This is a genomic window from Enterobacter sp. Li2LvB3, from assembly GCF_056156645.1.
In genome coordinates this window covers 1-22,516 of record NZ_JBSICG010000020.1, presented here as the reverse complement: position 1 = coordinate 22,516, position 22,516 = coordinate 1, and the positions used below count along the sequence as shown (strand labels likewise).

Genomic DNA, 22,516 nt, shown 5'->3' with positions numbered 1-22,516 from the left:
GAGGTTTAGCTCAGGATCGATTTCGGCTCCATAAACGCGCTGATCCCCCATGTCCCCATCTCGCGGCCCACGCCGGAGTGTTTAAACCCACCGAACGGGGCTTTTGGCTCATGGGCGAGCGTGTTGACCAGCACCCGGCCAGACTGGATCTGCTGCGCCACGCGCTGCGCACGCCCGGCATCGTTGCCCAGCACCAGCGCGCTCAGGCCATAGTCGGTATCGTTCGCAATGGCGATCGCCTCTGCTTCATCGCGATAGGGGATCACGCACAGCACCGGGCCGAAGATCTCTTTGCGGGCAATCGCCATCTGATTATGAACATCGGCAAACAGCGTTGGACGGACAAACCAGCCATCCTGCGTACCCTCCGGACGCCCTTCACCACCCGCCAGCAGGCGTGCGCCCTCTTCTGTCCCTTTGCGGATGTATCCCTGAACTCGCTGCCACTGCTTTTCGCTGACCATCGGCCCCACCTCGGTGGCGCTATCACGCGGGTCGCCAGACCGCACCGCCGCAACAGCCTGCGCCAGAGCCTGTTCCATCTCCGCTTTACGCGACTGCGGCACCAGAATACGGGTTCCGGCCACGCAGGCCTGCCCGCTGTTCATAAAACCCGCCTGAATCACCAGCGGCACCGCCTGCGCTAAATCGACATCATCCAGCATGATCGTCGGCGATTTACCGCCTAACTCCAGCGTCACACGCTTAAAACTTTCCGCGGCATTACGCAGAATGGCTTTTCCGGTGTGAGTGGAACCGGTAAAGGAGATTTTCGCCACATCCGGGTGGCGGCTGATTGTCTCGCCCACCGTGTCGCCGCGCCCGGTCACAATGTTAAACACCCCTGGCGGCAATCCGGCATCACGCAGTGCCTCAGTGATAATCTGGGTTTGCAGGGCGCTCATCTCGCTGGGTTTGATAACCGCGGTGCAACCCGCCGCCAGTGCGGCCGCCAGTTTGCCGCAGATAAAGCCTGCATCACTGTTCCACGGAGTGATCAGCCCGGCGACGCCAAGCGGCGTCATCTGCACCCTGGCTGCACCTGCCGTGAGGGTAAATGCAAATGACTCCAGCGCGTCGATAGCCTGGGCGATAACCTCTGCCGGATAGCTGGCCATCCACGCCGAACGCGACGACGGCGCGCCGTACTCCTCGATAATGGCCTCCAGCAGCGCGTCATGGCGGGCAACGACCGCCGCGTGCATCCGCTTCAGCGCGGCAATACGTTCCTGTCGGGTGGTGTTTGCCCACGCCGGGAACGCCGCTTTGGCGGCTGCAATAGCACACTCAGCGTCGACTTCATCCGCCAGACGCACCTGGCCAATCACCTGTGCCGTGGCCGGATTGTACAAATCAAAACGTTCAGTGCCGTGCGGGGTGACAAATTCACCGTTGATAAAGATCTGTTCGATGTGACGCATAAGGCCTCCTCAGGCTGTGTAAACACAGTCTGGCACGCCTTTTTCGTTTCGATAATCCACGCTATGCTGCAAGGGTTGTTTCGATTATCAGGACAATATATGCATCGTTCAGGACTCACAGAGCTGGAAGTGGTACTGGCCGTGGTACGCCGCGGAGGCTTTCGCGCTGCTGCTCAGGAGCTGGGCATGTCGGCCACGGCGGTAAGCAATGCAGTGGCCGGGCTGGAAAGCCGCCTGCAAACACGCCTGTTTAACCGCACCACCCGTAGCGTGGCGCTCACCGATGCCGGGCAGCGGTTTGTGGCGCGCGTGGGGCCTGCGCTTCAGGAGATCCGCCAGGCCAGCGAAGAGATCCACAGTGATAACGACGACCCTGCCGGTACGCTGCGTCTGAACGTTCCCAATAATATTGGCCCACTGTTTCTGGACAATCTGCTGATTGCGTATATGCAGCGTTACCCGAAAATGCGCGTCGAAACAGTCAGCGAGGCACGGATGATCGACATCGTGGCCGAAGGGTACGACGCCGGGATCCGCCTGGCGGAATCGGTGCCGCAGGACATGGTGGCGGTGGCACTCACGCCAGATATCCGCCAGTTGATCGTCGCCACGCCTGACCACTTTGCCCGTTACGGAATACCGCAAACGCCCGACGATCTGCTGCACCATCAGGGGATTGGCATGAGGATGTCCCATGGCGGGCTGTATCGCTGGGAGCTGGAGCGCCGCGGTGAGCAGTATGCCCTGGCGGTTCCGCCACGCTTTTCCACATCCGATCTGTTTGCATCAATAAGCGCCGTAAAGGCCGGTCTGGGGGTGGGGTTTTTACCGGAACTCTATATCCGGCAAGAGCTGGAAAGCGGGGAACTGGTGAGCGTGCTGGAAGACTGGACGCAGCCCTTTGCCGGACTGCGCCTTTACTACCCCGGGCATCGCCATGTCCCACCCGGGCTGCGGGCTTTCGTCGCCCTGGTGCGCGAGCGCGGAATTACTCCAGGTTAGCCTTATTCAGGCCATACGCCACATCCAGCGAGCCAGGTGCCATGCGGGACGTGATCCCCAGACGGTTCCAGGCGTTGATGGCCACAATTGCAAAATTCAGCTCTGAAATTTCGACATCGGAGAAATGCTCCGCCACGCTGCGGTACAGGGCATCACTCACGCCGTGAACACCAATCTGGGTCAGCGCTTCGGTAAACGCCAGGGCAGCTTTTTCACGGGCGCTGAACAGCGGTGATTCGCGCCACGCGGCCAGATGGTACAGGCGCAGCTCACGCTCACCGGCAATTTTGGCCTCTTTCGAGTGCATGTCCAGGCAGAAAGTACAGCCGTTCAACTGAGAAACACGAATATCAATCAGGTGTTTCAGCGCCGGGTCGATGGAGGTTTTCGCCACTTCCATACTCAGGTCGGACAGCGCTTTTGCGAGTGCAGGTGTGACTTTATGGTGGTTAACGCGAGTGCTCATAGTCTTTCCTCTTTTGTGTGCGGTATATGCAATGCGATGAGGTAAATTTACGCCGCTCATGACATAGTAAAAAGATACAAAAACTATAAAACGAGGTAGGACATGAAGCCGGGTTATCACGATATCTATACCCGCTATCGCGACAACATTACGCGCGGCGTGCTAAAACCCGGCGACAAAGTGCCCGCGATCCGCGTGCTGGCCGAAGAGCTAAAAGTGGCGCGCAAAACGGTTGAAACGGCATATGCCATTCTCATTGGAGAAGGGTATCTGGTCAGCCAGGGCGCGCGTGGCACGCGGGTAAATCCCGACCTGCTGTTGCCCGGGCAAAACGCGCCTGCGGAACAGGCCACCGGCACACTCCCGGAATCACTGATTAGCCAGCGTGAACGCAGTGGATTTTTACGCCCGGGCATTCCGGCGCTCGACAGCTTTCCGTACAAAAAATGGCTGCTGCTCGCAGGCCAGGCCACCCGCTCCATGCGCCAGGAGGAGATGCTCAACCCGCCGGTCCTGGGCTGGTATCCGCTGCGCCAGGCCATTGCCCGTTACCTGAATATCTCGCGCGGGCTGTCCTGCACCGCCGAGCAGGTGCTGATCACCAGTGGTTATAGCGGCAGCCTGCGCCTGATCCTCGATACGCTTGCCAGCCGCAGCGACAAAGTGGTGTTTGAAGACCCTGGCTATTTTATGGGGCAGCAACTGCTCAAGCGCATCGTCCCGCGCCTGCACACCGTGCCGGTCGATCGTTCAGGTATGGATACCGGATACCTGCTGCACCACCATCACGATGCCCGTTTTGCCATTGTCACGCCATCGCACCAGAGCCCGCTGGCGGTCACTCTCTCCCTGCCGCGTAAACAGCAGCTTCTTGACTGGGCAAGCCAGAACGAGGCGTGGATCATCGAAGATGATTACGACGGTGAATTTCACTACACCCGCAAGGTGTTGCCATCGCTGAAAAGCCTCGACCAGCACGACCGGGTGATCTTTATGGGCACCTTCAGTAAAACCATTATGCCGTCGTTGCGTATGGGCTACGTGGTGATGCCCGCCAGCACCGTGGCGGCGTTTACCGACTGCGCCGACATCGTGACCAGCGGCCAGCCGGTGCTCACGCAAAAAATCCTGACCGCATTCCTGAATGAGGGGCATTTTTTCCGCCATCTCAAAAAGATGCGTGCGCTGTATCAGACCCGCCGCGACTGGATGATCGCCGCCTTGCAGGAGGTGTACGGCGATCTGTTTTTCACCGAGCAGAACGACGGAGGGATGCACATCGTGGCGTTTTTATCCAGAGGCAGCGGCGACCGTGAAGTGGCACGCTGCTGGCAACAGCACCAGCTTCAGGTGAATGCGCTTTCCGAGTGGTATCGCGGGTCGGGCAAACGCTACGGGCTGGTGATGGGCTATAACAATGTGCGGACGTATCAGGAAGCGCTGGATTTGCTGGAAGGGCCGAAACAGCAGACGCTTGAACTGCTGGGCTGAAAATCGCCGGGTGGCGGCTGCGCCTTACCCGGCCTACGATCTACACATCAAACCGCGACAACCCAACATCCTTGAGCTGTTCATCACTCATGGCGCTCAAAATGCGGCGAGTACGGTTGATGCGATACCAGTTCTTAACCGTTTTCCAGATCCAGACAAACGCAATATACGGACGTTTTGAACGATTCTCGTGAAATTCCATGATGCTCTCCTCACTGTGCCAGTGGGGTTATCATCCCGGAAATCGGTGTATGCAATACAGACTCAAAAACAACTTTTATTTAACATACAGATCCGCTAAAACAGAATCTGCATGTCGTTTTTTGCGGCGATCTGTACTGGTTTGATTATCTGTATGGTGTAAATAGAGGATACAGCATGACGCGCTATCAACATCTGGCCAATATTCTGGCCGAACGCATTGAACAAGGGCTGTATCGCAGCGGCGAACGTTTGCCATCCGTGCGCGCCCTGAGCCAGGAACACGGCGTCAGTATCAGCACCATACAGCAGGCTTATCAGATCCTCGAAAATCTTCATCTCATTACCCCGCAGCCACGCTCCGGCTATTTTGTTTCTCAGCGCAAAGCTCAGCCGCCTGTTCCGGCCATGACGCGCCCGGTGCAGCGCCCGGTGGATGTCACCCAGTGGGATGAAGTGATGATGTTGCTGGATGCGCGTGCCGACAAAGAGATTATCTCTTTTGGCGGCGGCTCGCCGGACCTGAACCAGCCGAGCCTGAAACCGCTGTGGCGGGAAATGAGCCGCATTGCGCAGCACAACCCTACCGATGTACTGAGCTACGACGTGCTGGACGGTCGATATGAACTGCGCGAGCAGATTGCCCGCCTGATGCTGGACGGCGGTTCAACCGTTGCCCCCAACGAGATTGTGATCACCAACGGCTGCCACGGCGCACTGTCGATTGCGCTGCTCTCGGTGTGCAAACCGGGAGATATCGTGGCGGTGGAGTCCCCGTCGTTTCACGGCACCATGCAGATGCTGCGCGGGTATGACATCAAGGCCATTGAAATCCCGACCGATCCTGAAACGGGGATCAGCATTGAAGCCCTTGAGATGGCGCTTGAGCAGTGGCCAATCAAGGCGGTGATCCTGGTGCCCAACTGCAATAATCCGCTTGGATTCATTATGCCGGAAGCGCGTAAACGTCAGGTGCTGGCGCTGGCTCAGCGCCACGATATCGTGATTGTTGAGGATGATATTTACGGCGAGCTGGCGGCAGAATACCCGCGTCCGCGAACGATCCATTCGTTAGATATAGATGGCCGCGTGTTGCTGTGCAGCTCGTTTACCAAAACAGTGGCCCCGGGGCTGCGCGTGGGCTGGATTGTGCCGGGACGCTATTACGACCGGGTGATGCACATGAAGTACGCCGCAGGGGGGTTTAACGTGCCGGGCACGCAGATGGCGGTAGCGGCGTTTATTCGTGACGGGCATTACCATCGGCATGTGCGGCGGATGCGCCAGATTTATCAGCAGAATATGGAAACCTACACCTGTTGGGTGCGGCAGTTTTTCCCGACGGAAATTTGCGTGACGCGCCCGCAGGGAAGTTTTTTACTGTGGGTGGAGCTACCGGAGAAAGTGGACATGGTCTGCGTGAGTAAGCAGCTGTGCCGCCTGAAAATCCAGGCCGCAGCCGGGTCATTGTTTTCCGCATCCGGGAAATATCGCAACTGCCTGCGGATCAACGTGGCGTTGCCACCCACCGATAAAAACCGTGATGCGCTGAAAAAAATGGGTGAGGCAATCCATATTGCGACGGAGGAGTAGATTTTTTTCCAGATTGGAGTCTTACCTTATATCTTATGATAAGAGATAATACATTATGTTGAAAAATGACATAACAGTTTCTCCTTAATGAATATTTTTTCGTAACACTCAACTATTAAGCTGATTAAAACATTAAAAAAATCATCCCATATCGCCCCAACAAAAATTACAATATAACCTAGCAAATAAACCACCTCTTTCTCATAAGTTAAAATATAAAAATCAGAGTCTATAGCGCAAATGATTTTTTTTCAGCTCTCATGAAGTTGGAAAACAAAAACTCGCATAAATTTTATTTTTTGTGAAATAATCCCCACGCATACGCAACATCAAATTTATCAATGCATGACTTAACATATAAAGCCGTTCATTCACACCATCTTCCTTTAGAGGAAGGTTGTTAATTACCCACATAATTGCAGACTGACCATCATAATGCGATGAAGGTTTAAATAAGCGCTCAACATGTCCTATCTCACTAAGTGTAGTGAGTGCATAAGCGAATGGATATGGTCTATTCACTTCATCTTCCTGGGTTCGATTCATAGAATAAAAACTGTTAACAAGTTTTTTTATCACCTCGTCTGAAATCAAATCCCGGCGACCTAAAATACTGGCGGTTTCTATAACATAAGAACAGGATATACCATGCAAAAAATAATTTTCAGATGGTTCAATGTCATTTGCTGTATGTACTATATCGTCCAATAATGTGTCAATATTATTTCTCTCATGATCAAGCAGCCCTAAATTATACATCGCCATTATGTAATATAGCCCCATATGTGTTCTCTCAATCGGGGTAAGTGCATTCAACAATAAACTGGCTTGCTTAATACGATTATTTCTATAATGAAGCAATTTATGGCTTCCCGTTACAGCAATTGCGTTTAACATTGTCAGCAAAGGATATATTATTATAAACTCAGGAGTCATGTGTTGCGGAAATACGGGGTTAACTCCAATAACGTCTACCTTATCAAGGTAGTCCAGAGTCTCAGCCAGATAATTTCGACCATTATCTTGCAGCATCCAGCCATAACCCAGCAGACTTATAGCGCTGAACAACATACCGCCACTTCGTCCTCGATAAAAAGGAGAAGGAATATGCTCTAACGTGTTTAATGCATCAATAATATGATTGTGCTCTTGAGTAACTGCATAATTAGCTTTATCACATATAGCAAGTGCAAAAAACACTGATGTATAAGCGGATAGCTTTTCGTAATCACCATGATTACCTTTATCCTCATCCTTTATGCAATTCAATTTAATATCACCAATAACATTAAACAACACTACTGATAAATCAACACGGTGCTCTAGAATAGTGAACACATTAATATTAAGTTTAGCAAGCGCGTCAATTGTTATACTGTATTGCATAATTCTCCGGTAAGGATCACATTCATGCTCAATCAAAGATATAATGTTGTCGATATAAACAAGCCTTTCCTTCTCGCTAATTATTTTCTTAGGGTTAAGGATAAGGTTAATAAAATCACAAAGTAAAGTTGAAAAGTTCACATAGTTATCACTATAATTACCTTTAGCCTTCAAGAAGCAGAAAGCCTCCTGAATTAAAGATGAAACACTTTCATTGTAGTCCACAGGATATTGCCCCAAGCCTAATCCTCTGACTATTCTACTCCAGGGTGTGGTGATAAGCCGATTCTCATTATCCATGGTAGTCAAATCAATTTTGATATCACTATCAATTTTCACTGTACTAAAATCTTTCATATTATAAAACCTCTCTTATGACGTCATCAACAAATGGCACGCTGACGCCTAGAAATTGGTTAGTTGTACCTTGCAGAATAGCTAACGACCAATTTAACCATTTAATTCCTTCGCAATAAATTGCAACTGGCCTACGTTGATTGAATATACTATCTTTAATAGTACCATCGAGTTCAGAAGAGAAGTGAAATGGTGGCATCGCAGCGAAATGCGTTCCCATTATGAAAACAAAGCGCACCAACCAATATGGGTCCTCCTTAATATATATGGAGTCTGGGTTGGTACTATCGTAAACATTATTCATTACCTTAGAAAAATACTTTTCCATTCCAACGATTGACTGGTCATTAGAAGGGTTAATATTTTTCTGAACGCAATCAGTGATCTGGTAGGTTTGCTGATATTCATTACCTTCAGTAAAATGAATATTAATAACTGGTGTTTTTTCATCGTTGAACTTCATATCGAGTGTAAACAACTCGTTATGAAGTTCATCATAATGGCCAAGAGAGTTATGCCACGGTTTGTTGTCATACATATAATCATCCCGACACTCATCACCTTCAGTTTTGTAGCCAATAGCTCGAGGATCTAGAAATCGTAATTCTATTTGATCTGCGTTAATCGCTTCCAGTGCTTGAGCGATCTCTTCCTCACTACTCTTCTGATTAATTAGGTTTTGTACCTCCAATAATGGTGCTGTATTGTTAATCTTGATATTTTCAGTATTTGTATCACCCATCACCAGAGAGTGGTAGAGCGGTTCCAACTGACGTAAGTACTCATGATGAGAACGGAAAGTGTTCAGCAATTGTTTAATATTAAGATATTCAGTACCGTTGATAATAATTTTTTCACTACTCAATAATTCGGGACAAAATACTCCGGGGGCGGTCTGTTGACATAGTTCAAGCCGGTCTTCTATTTTTCTGAAGTAGGAAATTTCCAACGTATTGCCTTCGGATACAACCCTCTTCTCGCGATGAACGTTATCACGCAGAAAAATAAATATGATTTCGTATAATCTGGCAACAATTTGTGGAGAAATCTTGTTATGATAAATAAATTTGCTAACTTCTTCCCCTTCAACAAGACTCATCTCATAGATCACCTCTTTACAGGTAGCTTTCCCCACTCTCATCTGACTGACTGGGGTCAGAATCTCACGTTCAGTGACATTATAAACTTGTGGAAACCAAGGTTTGACGCGCTCTGGTAGAGCACGGAGATATTCAACCTGTCGGGCAGCTTTGGCAAAGGGGGGCAGCATTACACCTTTCCCATTGCTTGACCATTTAGCCGCGGTCAACGCCTCACTCAGTACTTTACGCACAACGATCGGCTCAACTGGCGAGCGCTGGATAAACATAGTCATCGATTCACTCCCACCATGACAAAACAAAACGGGAACTTCATCCGCCTCAATATAGGCGTTAATAGTTCCGCATAGCAGATTTCGTCGACCTGCATATCTGGACACTTGAAGATATTCCTCAGTTAAATGTGCTTGTGTCTCTATCTCTCGCTGCTCAAGTATAGAATCAGGATTATGCGACCAAATATCACGTATAGATGAAATTGGAATAATATATGATTGATATGGCGCCGTATTCAGAGAATCCCAGCTAAGTTGCCTATCTAAAGTTATGATCGAAACATGGCAATCAAGGGCAATCTGAACCCGCAGCTCGGGATAATCACCTAATAATATTTTATAAGTATTAATTTCAAGATCTCGATGCTCTAACAAAGAAAGTCCATTAACAGAAAGTATCGGGACTTTCGCATTAATAATCCTGGAAGAGAATTTTTTCACTACTGCCCATGGTGATTTCTTTCTACCTAACGTAGTATAGTAATCACAACAAAACAGTGTAATATTGTCTAATGAGACAGCTCCAGAGATAACTAAACAAGCGAGCCATCCAATAAAATCATGAGCAGTCAAAAAAATATTACTGGCTTGTACAAGCCCAGGGCGAAAAGTTTTCATCATTTCATAAGCAATCAACTGTATAACAATACGTCGAATAGCCTGAACTTCAGGTTGCGCATCTAAAATACGTAGTTGCAAAATTTTTCGTAGTGGCTCCCCAGTAGAGTGCTCCGCTTCGATGCGCGAACAAATAGCATCAAAATCTGGGATACTTTCCATTTCCTGCAACGTAATAAATACATCAGCATTGCTAAATCCATCGAGGTTAGAAAAATAAAAAAGTGTTTTTTCCTCATGAATTATAAACGGAGTTTTATGATAACGAATTAAACCATCATTAGTAATAATTTTTAGATCAGCATAACTTTGGTGCTTATCAGTTTCATCTCCGTGAATATTGCGTCTCAGGCGAGCCATCATCACTCTTTCACCCGATTGCAAGAATTCTCTATAGAGCCAGGTATTTTTGTATATACTATCTATACTTACTACGACATTTCCACTAATGTTCAACTCAAGTGGAGCTACTCGCTGAATAGCCTCAGTTATTTTAGGGTAAAATGAGGCTGCAAGCTTAGCATTCTCACGTGTAAGATCTATCCACTGATCAATTCCCGTGCATATTTGAGCAACATCACTATCGCCTCGGATAGTGTTTAATGCTTTAAATGCGCGCATGATAAACATTGATTCATTCGTTTCTCCAGGGAATGAGAATGCTGGAGTTCGGATTTCATTTTCGCGCAGCATTTGTACCGATTTATTACCTACCCCGAACTCGATGATGGCGTCAGCGTCGAACTTATCCGCCATCCTGGCTGTAGTTGATGAAAGCATCACCTGATCGACAATAGCCAAGATAGCAGAGCGTATATCATCTTTATGGGTCAACAAATTTTCACAGTGATTGGCAATAAGAGGAGTATGTGGATCGAGGAATTTTATCTGTTGGTCGACAATAAATCTTTCCAGTCCCTGAATTAACGGGGTTAACTGTTTCGAGTGGGTAATAAATTTTGTCGATTCTTTGAGTTTTATGACTTCTACTGACGGAAATTTTTTCATAAAAATATCAAAGCATGATTTAATGCTCGCTTTCACATACAGATTGATTTGGCTGCGACTGTAAACCTTATGCTTTTCTATTTCGGTATAAAGAAATTCATTTTGTAATGCTATATATGCCTCAGCTAATTTTTTCTCTCTCCCCCTTAGCGCAACAACGTAATATGGTTCCTTAATCAAGTTTTGTTCTTTTAACTCATGTGGGTAATAATTACTTATGGATTGACTGAAATGAGAATCATCACATTCTGAGGCCAACAAAATATAAGGGGTAAAGAAATTAGCAATCTTTACACCATCACCAATACTGAGCGCACCGCTAGCAACAGCAGCATTAATCAATCCAAAACTCTCTCCGGTGTGTGCGACAAAATGAATAGATTGATTATACTGCTGCATCAAACTACAAAATTGAGCCACTAAAACAAGATTGTGGGTGAGAAAACTAGAGCCAATAAACCCCTGCCGTTCCATTTTTCCTTTGGGAAGCGTAGCTGATGTAATAAGCATTTTTTCTGGTCGTTCTCCGTACCCCATAGCTACTGCAGAGTCATGATAAATCTGCTCAATGAAATCATCCCCCGATTTTAATAAATCATCGCCAACATTCTGATAAAAAGACCGGCTACCTAATCCCGGGAAAAAACCGACGACATTAACTGTATTTGTCATATCCTTACCTCCATATTTACCCATCCCACACAGTCACATCACAAATATTATTCTCTCTGACATTAAACGCATTAAAATAACAAAAAAACAAAACCCAAGCCAACAAACCCGCTTAAAAATAACTTATCAAAAAACCCATCCTAAAAAAGTATCAAAACCACACGCTTGCCAGTTTTGATACTAACGGTAAATTATCTTTCATTATAATAAGGATACAGAGAATATCCGTTGAATTTCACCCTTGTATTTTTTCAGTTTTCAGTCCGCTATTAAAACTACTAAGGATAACGACGGTCAATGCCATCAAACTCAGCGCAGTACCAACCCACAATGGAGCGACAAATCCGTAACCCTCATCAATAGCCATGCCACCAAGAAAGGCACCCAGAGCATTGCCCATATTAAATGCAGCGATATTGGTACCGGAAGCAACAGTTGGAGCATCACTTGCATATTTCATCATGCGCAATTGCAGACCCGGAGCAGTGGCCAACCCAACGGTCCCCATCATTAACAAAAGGATTACTGTCATACTCTGACTCCGCGCGAATAAAGCAAATGCGGCCATTACTACGCAAAGAAGTAGCAAAATGGTTCCTAGAGATTTGTTCAATGATTTATCTGCTGCTTTGCCACCATAAATATTGCCTATAAATGTCCCCACACCAAATAGCACTAGCAGCCATGGTACCGTCTGCGCGGAGAAACCGGAAACCTGAGTTAAAGTGAAAGCGATATAAGTAAAGCCGCCGATCACGCCACCGAAGGAAAGCACGCTAAGAAAGGCTGAAATCCAAACCTGCGGACGGTTAAAAACAGCAAATTCGCGCCAAAGGTTGGTATCACTTCTGGCAGGCATGACCGGAATCAACATTCTGATCCCCACCATTGTAACCACGCCAATGATAGACAACGCCCAGAAAGTCATACGCCAGCCTAACTCCAGGCCAACAAAGGTTCCCAGCGGCACCCCAACAATATTGGAAACGGTCAATCCAGCAAACATCAACGAAATTGCTGCTCCTTTTTTATCAGCTGCGACCATATCAGAAGCAACCACCGCACCTACGCTAAAAAAAGCACCATGGCAAAGAGCGGCCACGATCCGACCGAATAGTAGCGTTTCATAACTCATCGATAGAGCAGAAATCAGATTACCGATAATAAATAAGCAACTTAGCAAAAGCAGAGTTAATCGGCGCTCCATACGAATCATTACGGCAGTCAATAGAATGGCGCCAATTGCTACGCTGATCGCATAACCAGATACTAAATACCCGGCAACTTGTTCAGTTAAATTAAGTTCTGTGGCTATTTGTGGCAATAAACCTACAATACCAAACTCTGTCAGACCGATCCCAAACGCGCCAAGCGCTAAGGCAAAAAGCCCTGTAGGCATATCCATCCCCTCTTTATTGGATAATTATTCACAAACTAAATAGTTTTATCTTAATTTGATTATCAGTCATGATGAAACAATAACATTCAGCAATAACAGAATTAGCGCTATATCAGCTGATATGTAACCATTGGAATTTCAATAAAAGAAAAAATCGCTTCCTCCTACTTATGACTTTACGTTTAATGAATATTATTGGATTGTAAGTTAGAGTAGAAATTAACTATTACAATATCGGGTATTACGATGGATAATCTTAAGAAACTTGATTTGAATCTTCTGCTGACGCTAGATGTTCTATTGAAAGACCCGAACGTGACGCGCGCAGCCAGAAAACTGAATCTATCGCAACCTGCGGTCAGCGTGCAGCTAGCAAAATTGAGAAACAGCCTTGATGATCCTCTGTTTTTACCCGGGCCGCGAGGTATGCGCCCTACTGCCCGGGCAGAATTATTACGCGCTCCTCTCAGTCATGCATTGGAACTACTTAACAATGCTATTTCCTCTCCTGCCCCCTTCATTCCTGGTGAATCCGAACATACCTGGCAGGTGGTCGCTGCGGATTACAGTGAAACCACGGTAATACTACCAGTATTAAAAAACCTACATCACAAGGCTCCAGGTACCCGTCTGGCTGTACTGGAAAACGCTAACTCTCAGATTAATCAGGTAACAGAAGGAAAGCAGGATAAAGTCGATTTATTCTTTCATATTCAGGAAGAATCGCCACAGGGGCTACGCTATCGCAGACTGTTCAGCGAACGTTACGTGCTGGTCAGTCGAATTGGTCACCCATGGTTAAACTCAGCGCCAACACTCAGGCTGTTTCTTGAACTGGATTTCGTCATAATTTCACCTGACGGTGGCGGCTTTTGGGGAAGCACTGACAAAGTGCTATCTGAGATAAAATTGAACAGGAATGTTGTATTGTCGGTCCCACATTTTATGTTCGCCTTGTCTGCCATTGCTGCCACTGACCTGGTCGGAATGCTCCCGTTACGCCTCGTCAGTAACAATCCGCTTTTACAGTATTTCGAACCGCCGATAGATATTCCTGGCTTTGAAATGAACATGCTCTGGCATGACCATCTACACCGTGAGCCTGCACATAAATGGCTGCGTGACCTGATTGTGAGTTCTCTCGATAGCGAAGAGAATGCGTGATTCTTTGCCTGACCACGCAACACAACCCACACCAGGTGGATTCAAACACTTAATTAATGCAACAACACAGGACGGCCTCCTCCTCTGTAAGAAGGAGACCGGTTCTTTAAATATCCGCAACGGGCACTTTTCCCACCGTGGATATACAGCTACTCCTCGAAGTACCAGTAACCCTGATTAATCAGGTCAGTCAGTTCTTCCACAAACGCCGGATTTTGCAATGCTTCGCCGAGTTCAGCCTGCCCAAACTCGGTGAAGCGGCACAGCGCATCAGCGGCTTTTGCATCCACCGTTTCCAGCTGTTCGCTGTTGATGAAGAAGCTGCCACCAATATTCAGCACACGCAGCCCGCTCAGGCGGGTGAGGGTTTCGCCGCCCTGAAGCGCATCAAGCACCTCTTCTGGCGTGTATGGCGGTTCCGCAGCGGCAACATCCAGCTCGTGGCGCGGCGTAGAGACAAAGCTGCCGAACCATTTCGTGAAATCTTCAGGTTTGCTGATCATGTCGATCATCATCTGGCGAATACGATCAAGCTCGTACTGTTCCACGCGGCCTGGGTGTTCACGGCAGGTCAGATCCGGGTCGCTGTAGTGCTCGCCGCCCAGATCGTTTTCCAGGGCGTAATCGGCAAAGCTGCTGATCAGATCGCGGCCATTTGGCCCACGGAAGCCCACGGAGTAGTTCAGCGCGGTTTCATGAGTGAATCCGTCATGCGGGAATCCAGGTGGAATGTAGAGGATATCGCCCGGAGCCAGATCTTCGTCGATGATCGGCTCAAAAGGATCAACGTGCAGCAGCGCCGGATGCGGGCAGAACTGACGCATTGGCAGCTTATCCCCCACGCGCCAGCGGCGGCTACCCATCCCCTGAATGATAAACACATCGTACTGATCGATATGCGGACCAACGCCACCGCCCGGTACCGAGAAGGAGATCATCAGGTCATCAAGACGCCAGTCCGGCAATACGCGGAACGGACGCACCAGCTCAGCCGCCGGCATATGCCAGTGGTTCACCGCCTGCGCCAGCAGTGACCAGCCGGTTTCGCCCAGATTATCGAAATGCTCAAACGGGCCATTGCTGGCCTGCCATTTACCGTTGAAATGGGTGACCAGACGGCTATCGACTTCCGGCTCCATCGCCAGGCCTGCAAGCTCGTCAGGCGTAATCGGGTCGACAAAATTCGGGAAGGCATTTTTCAGCACAACGGGTTGTTTTTGCCAGTATTTTTCAAGAAATTCCGGCCAGTTCAGGTTCAGTTGATTCGCCATGGTTAGCACCAGTGAAAAGGTAAACAGGTGCGATTATGCGCAAGCCGAAGCCGGGTTGCCTTGTCGTGGGTCAAAGGGGGGTAAAAAGTCGCCGCATTCAGTCCTTCGTATGACATAGCCTGGCAGTTTCACGCTTTATCGTTAGCGCCAGATTTACAGCGACTTATATCGTTACCTTAAGAGAGCGTGTCATGAGGCCTGAGATGAGCGATTTCATTGAATTCCCGGCAACGGGCAACGTGAAGACCACTACGGTGGTCTATACGCGCAGGGATAATCCATCCGTGTTCTCGCCTGTCGCCTGTGAACTGCCTGCGGGAAGCCGCGTAACGGTTCTGGGGGCGGTGGTGGGCGATGCCGTTGAAGGCAATGCGCACTGGTATCGCATTGAAGAGAATACGTTTATCTGGGCGGGGGCCTGCACGCGGCTCGATCCCTATCCGGCGTTTCCGGAAAACAACAGGGTGAACTGGATGGCAGTCGTATTTGAAGTGCGATAGCGCCCGTTGCCGGGCGCAGAGTGAGGCTTAATCGAGCTTCAGATCGTCATAATGGGTGATCATTTTACCCACAATGCCGTAATCCAGCGCTTCTGCCGGAGACATCCAGAAGTTGCGGTCGGTATCTTTTTTCACTTTTTCCAGCGGCTGGCCGGTCGCGTCAGCAATCAGCTTGTTCACGCGATCCAGCATCCGAATGATTTCGCGGGCTTCGATTTCAATATCCGTCGCCTGACCACGCACGCCGCCCAGCGGCTGATGGATCATGAAACGGGTATTTGGCAGTGAATAACGGTGCTCTTTTTTCGCTGCGAGGAAGATGGTGATCCCGGCGCTGGCGACCCAGCCGGTGCCGATCACATGCACTTCCGGGCGAATGAACTTGATGAAGTCGTGGATGGTATCACCCGCTTCAACGTGGCCGCCCTGGCTGTTGATGTACAGCTTAATAGGATCATTGCTGATGCTTTGCAGCAGGATCAACTGAGTGATCACTTTCTCGGCCAGCGCCTGGTCAATCTCGCCGGAGATAACAATCGAACGGGAATCCAGCAACTTCTGCTGTAAAGCGCCCGCGCCGTGTGTCCCTTCCGCTTTATCTTTGTTGTCGCTTTCTTTCATGGTGTAGTGCATTGTTATTTCCTCAGCATTTAGCGCTCAAAAGCAGAGTGTAGCCTGTTTTATATGTCAAAGTCCTCAGGCGCACACAATGCGAACATCCTGAGCCGTGAATGCATCGAGCACGTCTTTGTCCATGCCCTCTTCCACCACCAGCACATCGATATCGCGGCTCTTCGCCACCACAAAACGCGCCACGCCAGGCAACTTGTCGATGGTGAGCACCACAATGCTTTGATTACTCTGGGCGATCACCGCTTTTTTGAACTCGCAGTCGGCAAAGTCAAAGCCGGTCAGCCCCATATCAGGATCCATCGCACAGCCGCCGATAAAGGCCTGATCGAAGATAATCCCCTGGATCTGGTTTGCCGCAGTGGCCCCAACCGTCCCGCCGGACGCTCGCTGGATCTGCCCGCCAGTCATGATCACCTCGCACAGCGGATGACGCAGCAGCTCAGCCGCGATTGCCGGAGAGTTGGTGACAACAGTAATACTGAGATCAGCAGGCAGCGCCTTCGCCAGCGCCAGATTGGTTGTTCCCGTATCAATAAAAATACAGCCGCCCGCTTTGATCAGGGTTGCCGCTTTCTGCGCGATTGCGTCCTTTTTTGCACTGTCTTTTTGCTCGCGCGTGAAAAAATTCCCGGCATCCGGGAGCTGAAGCACCGCGCCGCCATAGACCTTTTTACAAAAGCCTTCTTTGCTAAGCTCATGTAAATCACGGCGAATTGTGTGCTCTGACACGTTCATTCGAGTGGCCAGCTCTGTGCAAACCACTCTGCCATTCTCCTGAAGGATCTGGCGGATCAGGTCTTGTCGTTGCCCAGGAAAAGCAGCATAATCGAGCATTAAGAATCCTTTTAAAATCTAAATCGAGCACCAATGCGCATAATGTTGCATAGCCACTCCCTCTGTCAATCTGGCGGATCAGCGCGGAGCCTTACGATGAAGAGTAACGATCGCCATCAGGATCAGGTTCTGGCGAGTAAGCCTTACGACGGTTTCTGTTTTGAGCCTGTCGTTCATCGCGAACGGTGCCGGGAAAAGGTGCTGCACGAAGAGTTGCCCGCCCACCTTGCCGATGACATGCCAGCCACGCAACACAAACAACGAGGATTACTATGAAGATCCATGCATGACGGAGGATCGCTATTACGGTTCCGGATGGAAATCTGATTGAAATTGTTGGGGAGTAACTCCCGCCTGACATCAATCATAAGCATGAAAAGCCTTTTAGTTCTCATGCGTTATCGTTATCGCAGGAGCACAGCTGTCCGATTAGGTTAATAACAATACCATCGGGGAGTCATGGTGATGAAACGTGAGTTGCTGCCGATATGTGTGAGCCTGGTTTTGTCCGGGTGTGTTTTCGATAAAGACCTTTATCTGGGTTACTCTCGTCCTGACGTTGACGACACGATTACATCAGCACCAGATACAATAATGCAGTTACTCTTAAACCCAGCCCCAGTAAAAGCGTTGCCTGAAAACACAGAAGACAAAAAGACGGTAACCCAAAGAAAAGCGATTATCTCCGGGGAGTGCTCAAATGCGCTGTTTACATCAACCCAAGAGGTAAATGATGGTACGCCCCAGAAACCTAAAAATTACATTGTTTCTGGTCACGATTGCCTTGCCGAAAGAAACAATGCTATTTACACATTAATGACGGGATCTGATGAAATTTGCCTTGCTTATCGGCGCAAACTTTATGGCAGAGATGCTGCCTTTAATATCTCTACTGGAACACTAACCAGCCTGTTTGCAGGTGTTGCTACCGTTGTAACCCCCACAGTGACCAAATCCATTTTCTCAGCACTGGCGATGTTCTTTAACTCAGAGCGCTCGCTGGTGAATGAAGTCGTTTACAAGCAAATGATATTGACCGCTGTAGATACCAAAATTCAGCAAACACGTGATACCAAAGCACAAGCTATTGTCCAGCACTTAAAAGATGACGGTTTGGACAGTTATCCGCTCTCACGGGGTATTCAGGACTTTATGGATTACCACAACAGCTGTTCGTTTACAGAAGGACTACGCCTGGCACTGGCAGAGGGCACACAAAACCCGACCGAAAACAAAATCAACACCCTCAACAACCGTATGCTACTTAATAATGCCCAAATGAATATCTATTGTTCCGGGAAAAAGGATACTGACAAGCAGATGTGCGAATCGCTTAAATCACGCAATACCGCCATCACTAATGAGCTAAAAACGCTGGAAGTTCAGTGAGAAAGAAAGCGGGTGTTCCACTACACTGATGGTCTACCCACGACACAGGGCAATGGTAATGGAACTGACCGCCGTGAGCGCACTTCACTTTAGTGCCGCCATTCTTACCGACATTCTGGAGCGTTGCTTTCAGGACTATTTCGTTCCGTTTTCGCTGACGCCCGAAGCCTTTGCCCAGCGCTTTGGCTCTGAAGGGTTAAGTTATGAAGACTCGTGCGTCTGGCTGCGTGGCGACGAGCCAGTCGCCATCGCCCTTATCACGCGCCGCGCGGGTGCAGCCCGGCTGGGTGCGTTTGCTATCCTCCCGGAATACCGTGGCAAAGGGCTGGCGCGAGGGATGCTAACGCCGCTGTTCGCAGCGCTGAAAGCCAAAGGCATCAGCCCGTTTTATCTGGAAGTTATCCACGAAAATACCGTCGCGATTGCGTTGTATGAAGCGCTGGGTTTTCACGTTTCTCAGGGCCTGTGGGGCTTTAAAGGCGGAACAGCAGATGTGCCGATGAACGGGGAGCTTCGTGAGGCCACACTTCATGACCTGCTGCGGGTGGTGTGGTCCGCTCCCGGTGAACACATGCCGTGGCAGCTTGATCCGCTTTCATTGCCCCTGATCCCCTGTGAAATAATCAGCGATAGCACCGGAGCCTGGGCCGCCATTACCACGCCTGGCACGAAACCGCTGCTGCGGTTCTTGTTTGTGGAGCCAGGTTCCCGTGGTCAGGGCCACGCGCGCCGGATGCTGCAAAATCTTAGCGCCCTGTATCCTGGTATCTGCACGCCCGTTGCCGTACCTGAGCGGTTTGCCCCGCTGTTTACCTCGGCCGGGTATCAGCCGCTGGCGATCACCCAGTTTGAGATGACGCAGGGTTAACCCTGCGGATAGAACGTCATTCCTGCGTAGGGGTTTTCCCGACACGCCGCCAGCCGCGCGGCGAGGTTGCCCACGTGCAGCTCCAGCTTGTGCCCGTCCGGGTCGAGAAAATAGAACGACGCCCCCTCGCTTTTATTCTGCTTCCAGACGGTGACGCCCGCCTGTTCAAGCTTGTGCGAGAAAAGCACAAAATCCTGTTCCGCGACGCTAAACGCGTAATGGGTATAGTCACTTTCCTGCGGCAGCACGACACGGCGCGCCTCGTCGTAAGAGAGGCAGAGCCACAGATCACCGCAGGTGAGATACGCCCCGGAATCCCAGCGGGCATGGAGCGTTAAACCCAGTACATCGTGCCAGAAAGTCAGACTTTTTTGCAGGTCGCTGACCGCAAGGGTCAGGTGGTTGAGCGATTGCAGCATGATGTGCCCTGTTGTTTTTTGTGTGAGACATGGTACGGTAACCGGATGAACATAAACCACGCCGTGCTCACCGTAAACCGTTGGTGGCAGCCTTTTTAAGGCGGCCCGGAGTTGTTTTACCCATTTCCAGATAGCCGCCGAAAGGCGGCTATTGTGTTTTAAAGACCCCTTTCGGCATTGATACGTTAAGGAGTCTTTATGAGCACCACTATTCTTACCGGCGATCGCCCGACCGGCCCGCTGCACCTTGGTCACTATGTCGGTTCACTGCGCCAGCGCGTGGCGCTGCAACAGACGCACAACCAGTTTGTGTTGATTGCCGATTTGCAGGGGCTGACCGACAACGGCAGCAACCCGCAGAAAATTCGCGACAACATCCCCGAAGTGCTGGCCGACTACCTGGCCGCGGGCATCGACCCAAGCCTGACCACTATCTGCCTGCAATCCGCCCTGCCCGCCCTTGCCGAGCTGACGATGCTGTATATGAACATCGTCACCGTTGCCCGCGTGGAGCGTAACCCGACGGTGAAAAATGAGATCGCGCAGAAAGGGTTTGCCCGCTCGCTGCCGGTCGGGTTTATGGCCTACCCCATCAGCCAGGCGGCGGACATCACCGCGTTTAAGGCCGAATGCGTGCCCGTCGGCGACGACCAGCTGCCGATGATTGAACAAACCAACGAGATTGTGCACAAGATGAACAGCCTGCTGCCCGCCCCGGTGCTGCGCCACTGCAAGGCGATGCTGAGCGACACCAGTCGCCTGCCCGGCATCGACGGCAGCGCCAAGATGTCGAAATCGCTCGGCAACACGCTGCACCTTTCCGCCAGCGAAGAGACGATCCACCGCGCGGTGAGCGCGATGTACACCGACCCGAATCACCTGAAAGTGAACGACCCTGGGCAGATTGAGGGGAATGTGGTGTTTACTTACCTCGACGCGTTTCATCCGGACAAAGACAAGGTGGCGGCGATGAAGGCGCACTATCAGGCGGGCGGGCTGGGTGACCGGGTGTGTAAGAACGAACTGGAAGCGTGCCTGCAGGAGCTGATTGCCCCGATGCGCGAGCGGCGGGCGATGTATATGCAGGACAAGGGGGAATTAATGGCGATGCTGAAACGCGGAACGGAACGGGCGCAGGGAGTGACGCAGGGGACGTTGAGGGAGGTGAAGGTTGGGCTGGGGGTGCCGGTGTTTAGTTAAGTTAGATGGTGCGGTGGAATGCGTGAGATTGGCATGAAGCCGCTAACTCGATTATTACGGAAATAAGCGAGACGCAATAAATTCTGAAATACATTATTAGCCGTTGTCGTTTGTCTTTCTTTATGAGAAAGCTATATTCATGGTTTTTTAGGTTTTTAATAGGTGGCAAAAAATGATATGAGTAAGTTTATTATTTCCATGCTGAATACGTTACTTTGTGTTTTAGTGATTGCACTTTGTATTATTTGCGTAGGTTTCACTGAAAACTGGAAAGACTGCACTATAGCAATAATCATCATTTTAGGAAGCGCACATTTCATGGCCGTTTTACTGAATCGTGTACTACCTCATAAGTTATGTATTTTAGATGGGATCCTTGAATTAGTAGGAGGACCACTATTAGTGGTAGGCGCAATGGTGTGCCTTGATGTATTCGAACCCTGGCCGCTGAAAATCATTGGGATGTTTGCATGGGTTATTTTAATTTTTTTTGGACCATCGATACTAAGTTCCAGACGCTAACTTAATAAATTTAAACATTTTTCTTCACCAAAGGCATCCAACATAATGAAACCCACTCTTTCGCAGGTCATTGACGTTGTACGTCAGTCCTCTGGACATCATCGCAAGCGCATTGATGAGTACACCCTAATCGAAGCTGACCTTGATATCTGCGGCATGGATGGCGATGCCCTGATTGAAGACTGCGAGGAAGCGTTTGGCGTTACGCTCGTCACTGAAGAAGATGGCTATGAGAAAACTTTTTCCCTCGCTGAAAACGAATTTCTTTTTAGCACTGAGGGCATAGATTACTTCGGTATCTGCCGTTTAATTCGCAGGCTACGTGGCATTCCCGAACCTGTGATACGCGATTTAACCGTTGGCGAACTCCATGCTGTGCTGGTTAAAGTTGTAAGAGAACAAATACATCATGATTGAGTTACTTTTCGCGAATTGCGGACAGGCTCCTTTGAGAGGACAGGCGTAAATACAGAGGGGGCACTCAATGCCCCCTTTTCTATTTACTACGCTCTTACGTTCCAATCGTCCGTATACTGAACATTACCATCAACATAACGCCAGGTGATTTTGTCATACATCAGGGAAACAGATTCCATGTGGTTGATCTGCGAGTTACCTGCCATTTTAGCGTTTGGCATCCCTGGGTTAATCCCCGTCACTTTCACGCCCTCAATGGTCATGACGAAGTAGCACTCTTCTTGTCCTGCATGGTTAATGCGATACCAGC

The 22,516-nt window shown here is 49.5% G+C and carries 22 protein-coding genes; 11 read left to right on the top strand and 11 right to left on the bottom strand.

What is annotated here, in order from left to right:
• Nucleotides 1–5: 5 nt before the first annotated feature.
• Nucleotides 6–1,421, bottom strand: a complete 1,416-nt coding sequence (locus ACS603_RS16425; protein WP_474944586.1) for an aldehyde dehydrogenase family protein — start codon at nt 1,419–1,421, stop codon at nt 6–8.
• Nucleotides 1,422–1,520: 99 nt separating this feature from the next.
• On the opposite strand from ACS603_RS16425, the gene ACS603_RS16420 reads away from it, so the two are divergent.
• Nucleotides 1,521–2,423, top strand: coding sequence for a LysR family transcriptional regulator (locus ACS603_RS16420; RefSeq protein WP_474944585.1), 903 nt, complete (start codon nt 1,521–1,523; stop codon nt 2,421–2,423).
• On the opposite strand, the gene ACS603_RS16415 is transcribed toward ACS603_RS16420, so the two are convergent.
• Nucleotides 2,410–2,889 (bottom strand): carboxymuconolactone decarboxylase family protein, encoded by a 480-nt coding sequence (locus ACS603_RS16415; RefSeq protein ID WP_182059425.1) that lies wholly within the window; start codon nt 2,887–2,889, stop codon nt 2,410–2,412. The two genes, ACS603_RS16420 and ACS603_RS16415, sit on opposite strands and share 14 nt — an antisense overlap.
• Nucleotides 2,890–2,991: 102 nt before the next feature.
• Between ACS603_RS16415 and pdxR the strand changes: the two genes are divergently transcribed.
• Nucleotides 2,992–4,380 carry a MocR-like pyridoxine biosynthesis transcription factor PdxR gene (pdxR, locus tag ACS603_RS16410; protein ID WP_474944584.1) on the top strand — a complete coding sequence of 463 codons (1,389 nt, stop codon included), beginning with the start codon at nt 2,992–2,994 and terminating at the stop codon, nt 4,378–4,380.
• A gap of 40 nt (nt 4,381–4,420) precedes the next feature.
• Here pdxR and ACS603_RS16405 read toward each other — a convergent pair whose 3' ends face one another.
• A complete protein-coding gene (locus tag ACS603_RS16405) occupies nt 4,421–4,582 on the bottom strand; it encodes a DUF1127 domain-containing protein (RefSeq protein ID WP_182059423.1) in 162 nt (53 codons plus the stop codon).
• Nucleotides 4,583–4,758: 176 nt separating this feature from the next.
• On the opposite strand from ACS603_RS16405, the gene ACS603_RS16400 reads away from it, so the two are divergent.
• Entirely contained in the window at nt 4,759–6,174 is a 1,416-nt protein-coding gene (locus ACS603_RS16400) for an aminotransferase-like domain-containing protein (protein ID WP_474944583.1), read from the top strand.
• Between the two features lie 258 nt (nt 6,175–6,432).
• On the opposite strand, the gene ACS603_RS16395 is transcribed toward ACS603_RS16400, so the two are convergent.
• The 3 genes from ACS603_RS16395 to ACS603_RS16385 all read right to left on the bottom strand — a co-directional run bounded on the left by ACS603_RS16395 (nt 6,433) and on the right by ACS603_RS16385 (nt 12,989).
• The gene (locus tag ACS603_RS16395; RefSeq protein WP_474944582.1) at nt 6,433–7,917 is read right to left on the bottom strand and encodes a hypothetical protein; all 1,485 of its coding nucleotides are present in this window, start codon (nt 7,915–7,917) and stop codon (nt 6,433–6,435) included.
• 1 nt (nt 7,918) lies between these two features.
• Nucleotides 7,919–11,590, bottom strand: a complete 3,672-nt coding sequence (locus ACS603_RS16390) for a hypothetical protein (protein ID WP_474944581.1) — start codon at nt 11,588–11,590, stop codon at nt 7,919–7,921.
• A 235-nt stretch (nt 11,591–11,825) separates the two neighbouring features.
• On the bottom strand, nt 11,826–12,989 hold the full coding sequence (locus tag ACS603_RS16385) for an MFS transporter (RefSeq protein ID WP_474944580.1): 1,164 nt from the start codon (nt 12,987–12,989) through the stop codon (nt 11,826–11,828).
• 246 nt (nt 12,990–13,235) lie between these two features.
• Between ACS603_RS16385 and ACS603_RS16380 the strand changes: the two genes are divergently transcribed.
• Nucleotides 13,236–14,153, top strand: a complete 918-nt coding sequence (locus ACS603_RS16380; protein WP_315687748.1) for a LysR family transcriptional regulator — start codon at nt 13,236–13,238, stop codon at nt 14,151–14,153.
• Between the two features lie 149 nt (nt 14,154–14,302).
• On the opposite strand, the gene ACS603_RS16375 is transcribed toward ACS603_RS16380, so the two are convergent.
• Nucleotides 14,303–15,424 carry a ribosomal protein uL16 3-hydroxylase gene (locus ACS603_RS16375; RefSeq protein ID WP_315687746.1) on the bottom strand — a complete coding sequence of 374 codons (1,122 nt, stop codon included), beginning with the start codon at nt 15,422–15,424 and terminating at the stop codon, nt 14,303–14,305.
• Nucleotides 15,425–15,627: 203 nt separating this feature from the next.
• Here ACS603_RS16375 and ACS603_RS16370 point away from each other — a divergent pair, with 203 nt between their 5' ends.
• A complete protein-coding gene (locus ACS603_RS16370; RefSeq protein ID WP_315687745.1) occupies nt 15,628–15,924 on the top strand; it encodes an SH3 domain-containing protein in 297 nt (98 codons plus the stop codon).
• A 27-nt stretch (nt 15,925–15,951) separates the two neighbouring features.
• On the opposite strand, the gene ACS603_RS16365 is transcribed toward ACS603_RS16370, so the two are convergent.
• Both ACS603_RS16365 and ACS603_RS16360 read right to left on the bottom strand, forming a co-directional pair.
• Nucleotides 15,952–16,557, bottom strand: a complete 606-nt coding sequence (locus tag ACS603_RS16365) for an ATP-dependent Clp protease proteolytic subunit (RefSeq protein ID WP_182059419.1) — start codon at nt 16,555–16,557, stop codon at nt 15,952–15,954.
• Nucleotides 16,558–16,620: 63 nt separating this feature from the next.
• On the bottom strand, nt 16,621–17,391 hold the full coding sequence (locus ACS603_RS16360) for a DeoR/GlpR family DNA-binding transcription regulator (protein WP_474944579.1): 771 nt from the start codon (nt 17,389–17,391) through the stop codon (nt 16,621–16,623).
• Between the two features lie 96 nt (nt 17,392–17,487).
• Here ACS603_RS16360 and ACS603_RS16355 point away from each other — a divergent pair, with 96 nt between their 5' ends.
• From ACS603_RS16355 to ACS603_RS16345, 3 genes are all read left to right on the top strand, one after another.
• On the top strand, nt 17,488–17,667 hold the full coding sequence (locus ACS603_RS16355; protein ID WP_474944578.1) for a hypothetical protein: 180 nt from the start codon (nt 17,488–17,490) through the stop codon (nt 17,665–17,667).
• Nucleotides 17,668–17,856: 189 nt separating this feature from the next.
• A complete protein-coding gene (locus tag ACS603_RS16350) occupies nt 17,857–18,780 on the top strand; it encodes a hypothetical protein (protein WP_474944577.1) in 924 nt (307 codons plus the stop codon).
• Nucleotides 18,781–18,838: 58 nt separating this feature from the next.
• On the top strand, nt 18,839–19,648 hold the full coding sequence (locus tag ACS603_RS16345; protein ID WP_474944576.1) for a GNAT family N-acetyltransferase: 810 nt from the start codon (nt 18,839–18,841) through the stop codon (nt 19,646–19,648).
• Here ACS603_RS16345 and fosA read toward each other — a convergent pair.
• Entirely contained in the window at nt 19,645–20,067 is a 423-nt protein-coding gene (fosA, locus tag ACS603_RS16340; RefSeq protein WP_474944575.1) for a FosA/FosA2 family fosfomycin resistance glutathione transferase, read from the bottom strand. The genes ACS603_RS16345 and fosA overlap by 4 nt on opposite strands.
• 198 nt (nt 20,068–20,265) lie before the next feature.
• Between fosA and trpS the strand changes: the two genes are divergently transcribed.
• From trpS to ACS603_RS16325, 3 genes are all read left to right on the top strand, one after another.
• Entirely contained in the window at nt 20,266–21,267 is a 1,002-nt protein-coding gene (gene trpS, locus ACS603_RS16335) for a tryptophan--tRNA ligase (protein WP_474944574.1), read from the top strand.
• Between the two features lie 177 nt (nt 21,268–21,444).
• Nucleotides 21,445–21,789 carry a hypothetical protein gene (locus tag ACS603_RS16330; protein WP_474944573.1) on the top strand — a complete coding sequence of 115 codons (345 nt, stop codon included), beginning with the start codon at nt 21,445–21,447 and terminating at the stop codon, nt 21,787–21,789.
• A gap of 45 nt (nt 21,790–21,834) precedes the next feature.
• Complete coding sequence (locus ACS603_RS16325; protein ID WP_474944572.1) at nt 21,835–22,206, top strand: hypothetical protein; 372 nt, start codon at nt 21,835–21,837, stop codon at nt 22,204–22,206.
• An 86-nt stretch (nt 22,207–22,292) separates the two neighbouring features.
• Here ACS603_RS16325 and tssD read toward each other — a convergent pair.
• A partial coding sequence (gene tssD, locus ACS603_RS16320; protein ID WP_474944571.1) for a type VI secretion system tube protein TssD occupies nt 22,293–22,516 on the bottom strand: 224 nt, incomplete at its 5' end.

Bases quoted from the DNA above. Each gene is read 5' to 3' on its own strand.
- ACS603_RS16425 (WP_474944586.1), bottom strand. From the start codon at position 1,421: ATGCGTCACATCGAACAGATCTTTATCAACGGTGAATTTGTCACCCCG.
- ACS603_RS16420 (WP_474944585.1), top strand. From the start codon at position 1,521: ATGCATCGTTCAGGACTCACAGAGCTGGAAGTGGTACTGGCCGTGGTA.
- ACS603_RS16415 (WP_182059425.1), bottom strand. From the start codon at position 2,889: ATGAGCACTCGCGTTAACCACCATAAAGTCACACCTGCACTCGCAAAA.
- pdxR (WP_474944584.1), top strand. From the start codon at position 2,992: ATGAAGCCGGGTTATCACGATATCTATACCCGCTATCGCGACAACATT.
- ACS603_RS16405 (WP_182059423.1), bottom strand. From the start codon at position 4,582: ATGGAATTTCACGAGAATCGTTCAAAACGTCCGTATATTGCGTTTGTC.
- ACS603_RS16400 (WP_474944583.1), top strand. From the start codon at position 4,759: ATGACGCGCTATCAACATCTGGCCAATATTCTGGCCGAACGCATTGAA.
- ACS603_RS16395 (WP_474944582.1), bottom strand. From the start codon at position 7,917: ATGAAAGATTTTAGTACAGTGAAAATTGATAGTGATATCAAAATTGAT.
- ACS603_RS16390 (WP_474944581.1), bottom strand. From the start codon at position 11,590: ATGACAAATACAGTTAATGTCGTCGGTTTTTTCCCGGGATTAGGTAGC.
- ACS603_RS16385 (WP_474944580.1), bottom strand. From the start codon at position 12,989: ATGCCTACAGGGCTTTTTGCCTTAGCGCTTGGCGCGTTTGGGATCGGT.
- ACS603_RS16380 (WP_315687748.1), top strand. From the start codon at position 13,236: ATGGATAATCTTAAGAAACTTGATTTGAATCTTCTGCTGACGCTAGAT.
- ACS603_RS16375 (WP_315687746.1), bottom strand. From the start codon at position 15,424: ATGGCGAATCAACTGAACCTGAACTGGCCGGAATTTCTTGAAAAATAC.
- ACS603_RS16370 (WP_315687745.1), top strand. From the start codon at position 15,628: ATGAGCGATTTCATTGAATTCCCGGCAACGGGCAACGTGAAGACCACT.
- ACS603_RS16365 (WP_182059419.1), bottom strand. From the start codon at position 16,557: ATGCACTACACCATGAAAGAAAGCGACAACAAAGATAAAGCGGAAGGG.
- ACS603_RS16360 (WP_474944579.1), bottom strand. From the start codon at position 17,391: ATGCTCGATTATGCTGCTTTTCCTGGGCAACGACAAGACCTGATCCGC.
- ACS603_RS16355 (WP_474944578.1), top strand. From the start codon at position 17,488: ATGAAGAGTAACGATCGCCATCAGGATCAGGTTCTGGCGAGTAAGCCT.
- ACS603_RS16350 (WP_474944577.1), top strand. From the start codon at position 17,857: ATGAAACGTGAGTTGCTGCCGATATGTGTGAGCCTGGTTTTGTCCGGG.
- ACS603_RS16345 (WP_474944576.1), top strand. From the start codon at position 18,839: ATGGAACTGACCGCCGTGAGCGCACTTCACTTTAGTGCCGCCATTCTT.
- fosA (WP_474944575.1), bottom strand. From the start codon at position 20,067: ATGCTGCAATCGCTCAACCACCTGACCCTTGCGGTCAGCGACCTGCAA.
- trpS (WP_474944574.1), top strand. From the start codon at position 20,266: ATGAGCACCACTATTCTTACCGGCGATCGCCCGACCGGCCCGCTGCAC.
- ACS603_RS16330 (WP_474944573.1), top strand. From the start codon at position 21,445: ATGAGTAAGTTTATTATTTCCATGCTGAATACGTTACTTTGTGTTTTA.
- ACS603_RS16325 (WP_474944572.1), top strand. From the start codon at position 21,835: ATGAAACCCACTCTTTCGCAGGTCATTGACGTTGTACGTCAGTCCTCT.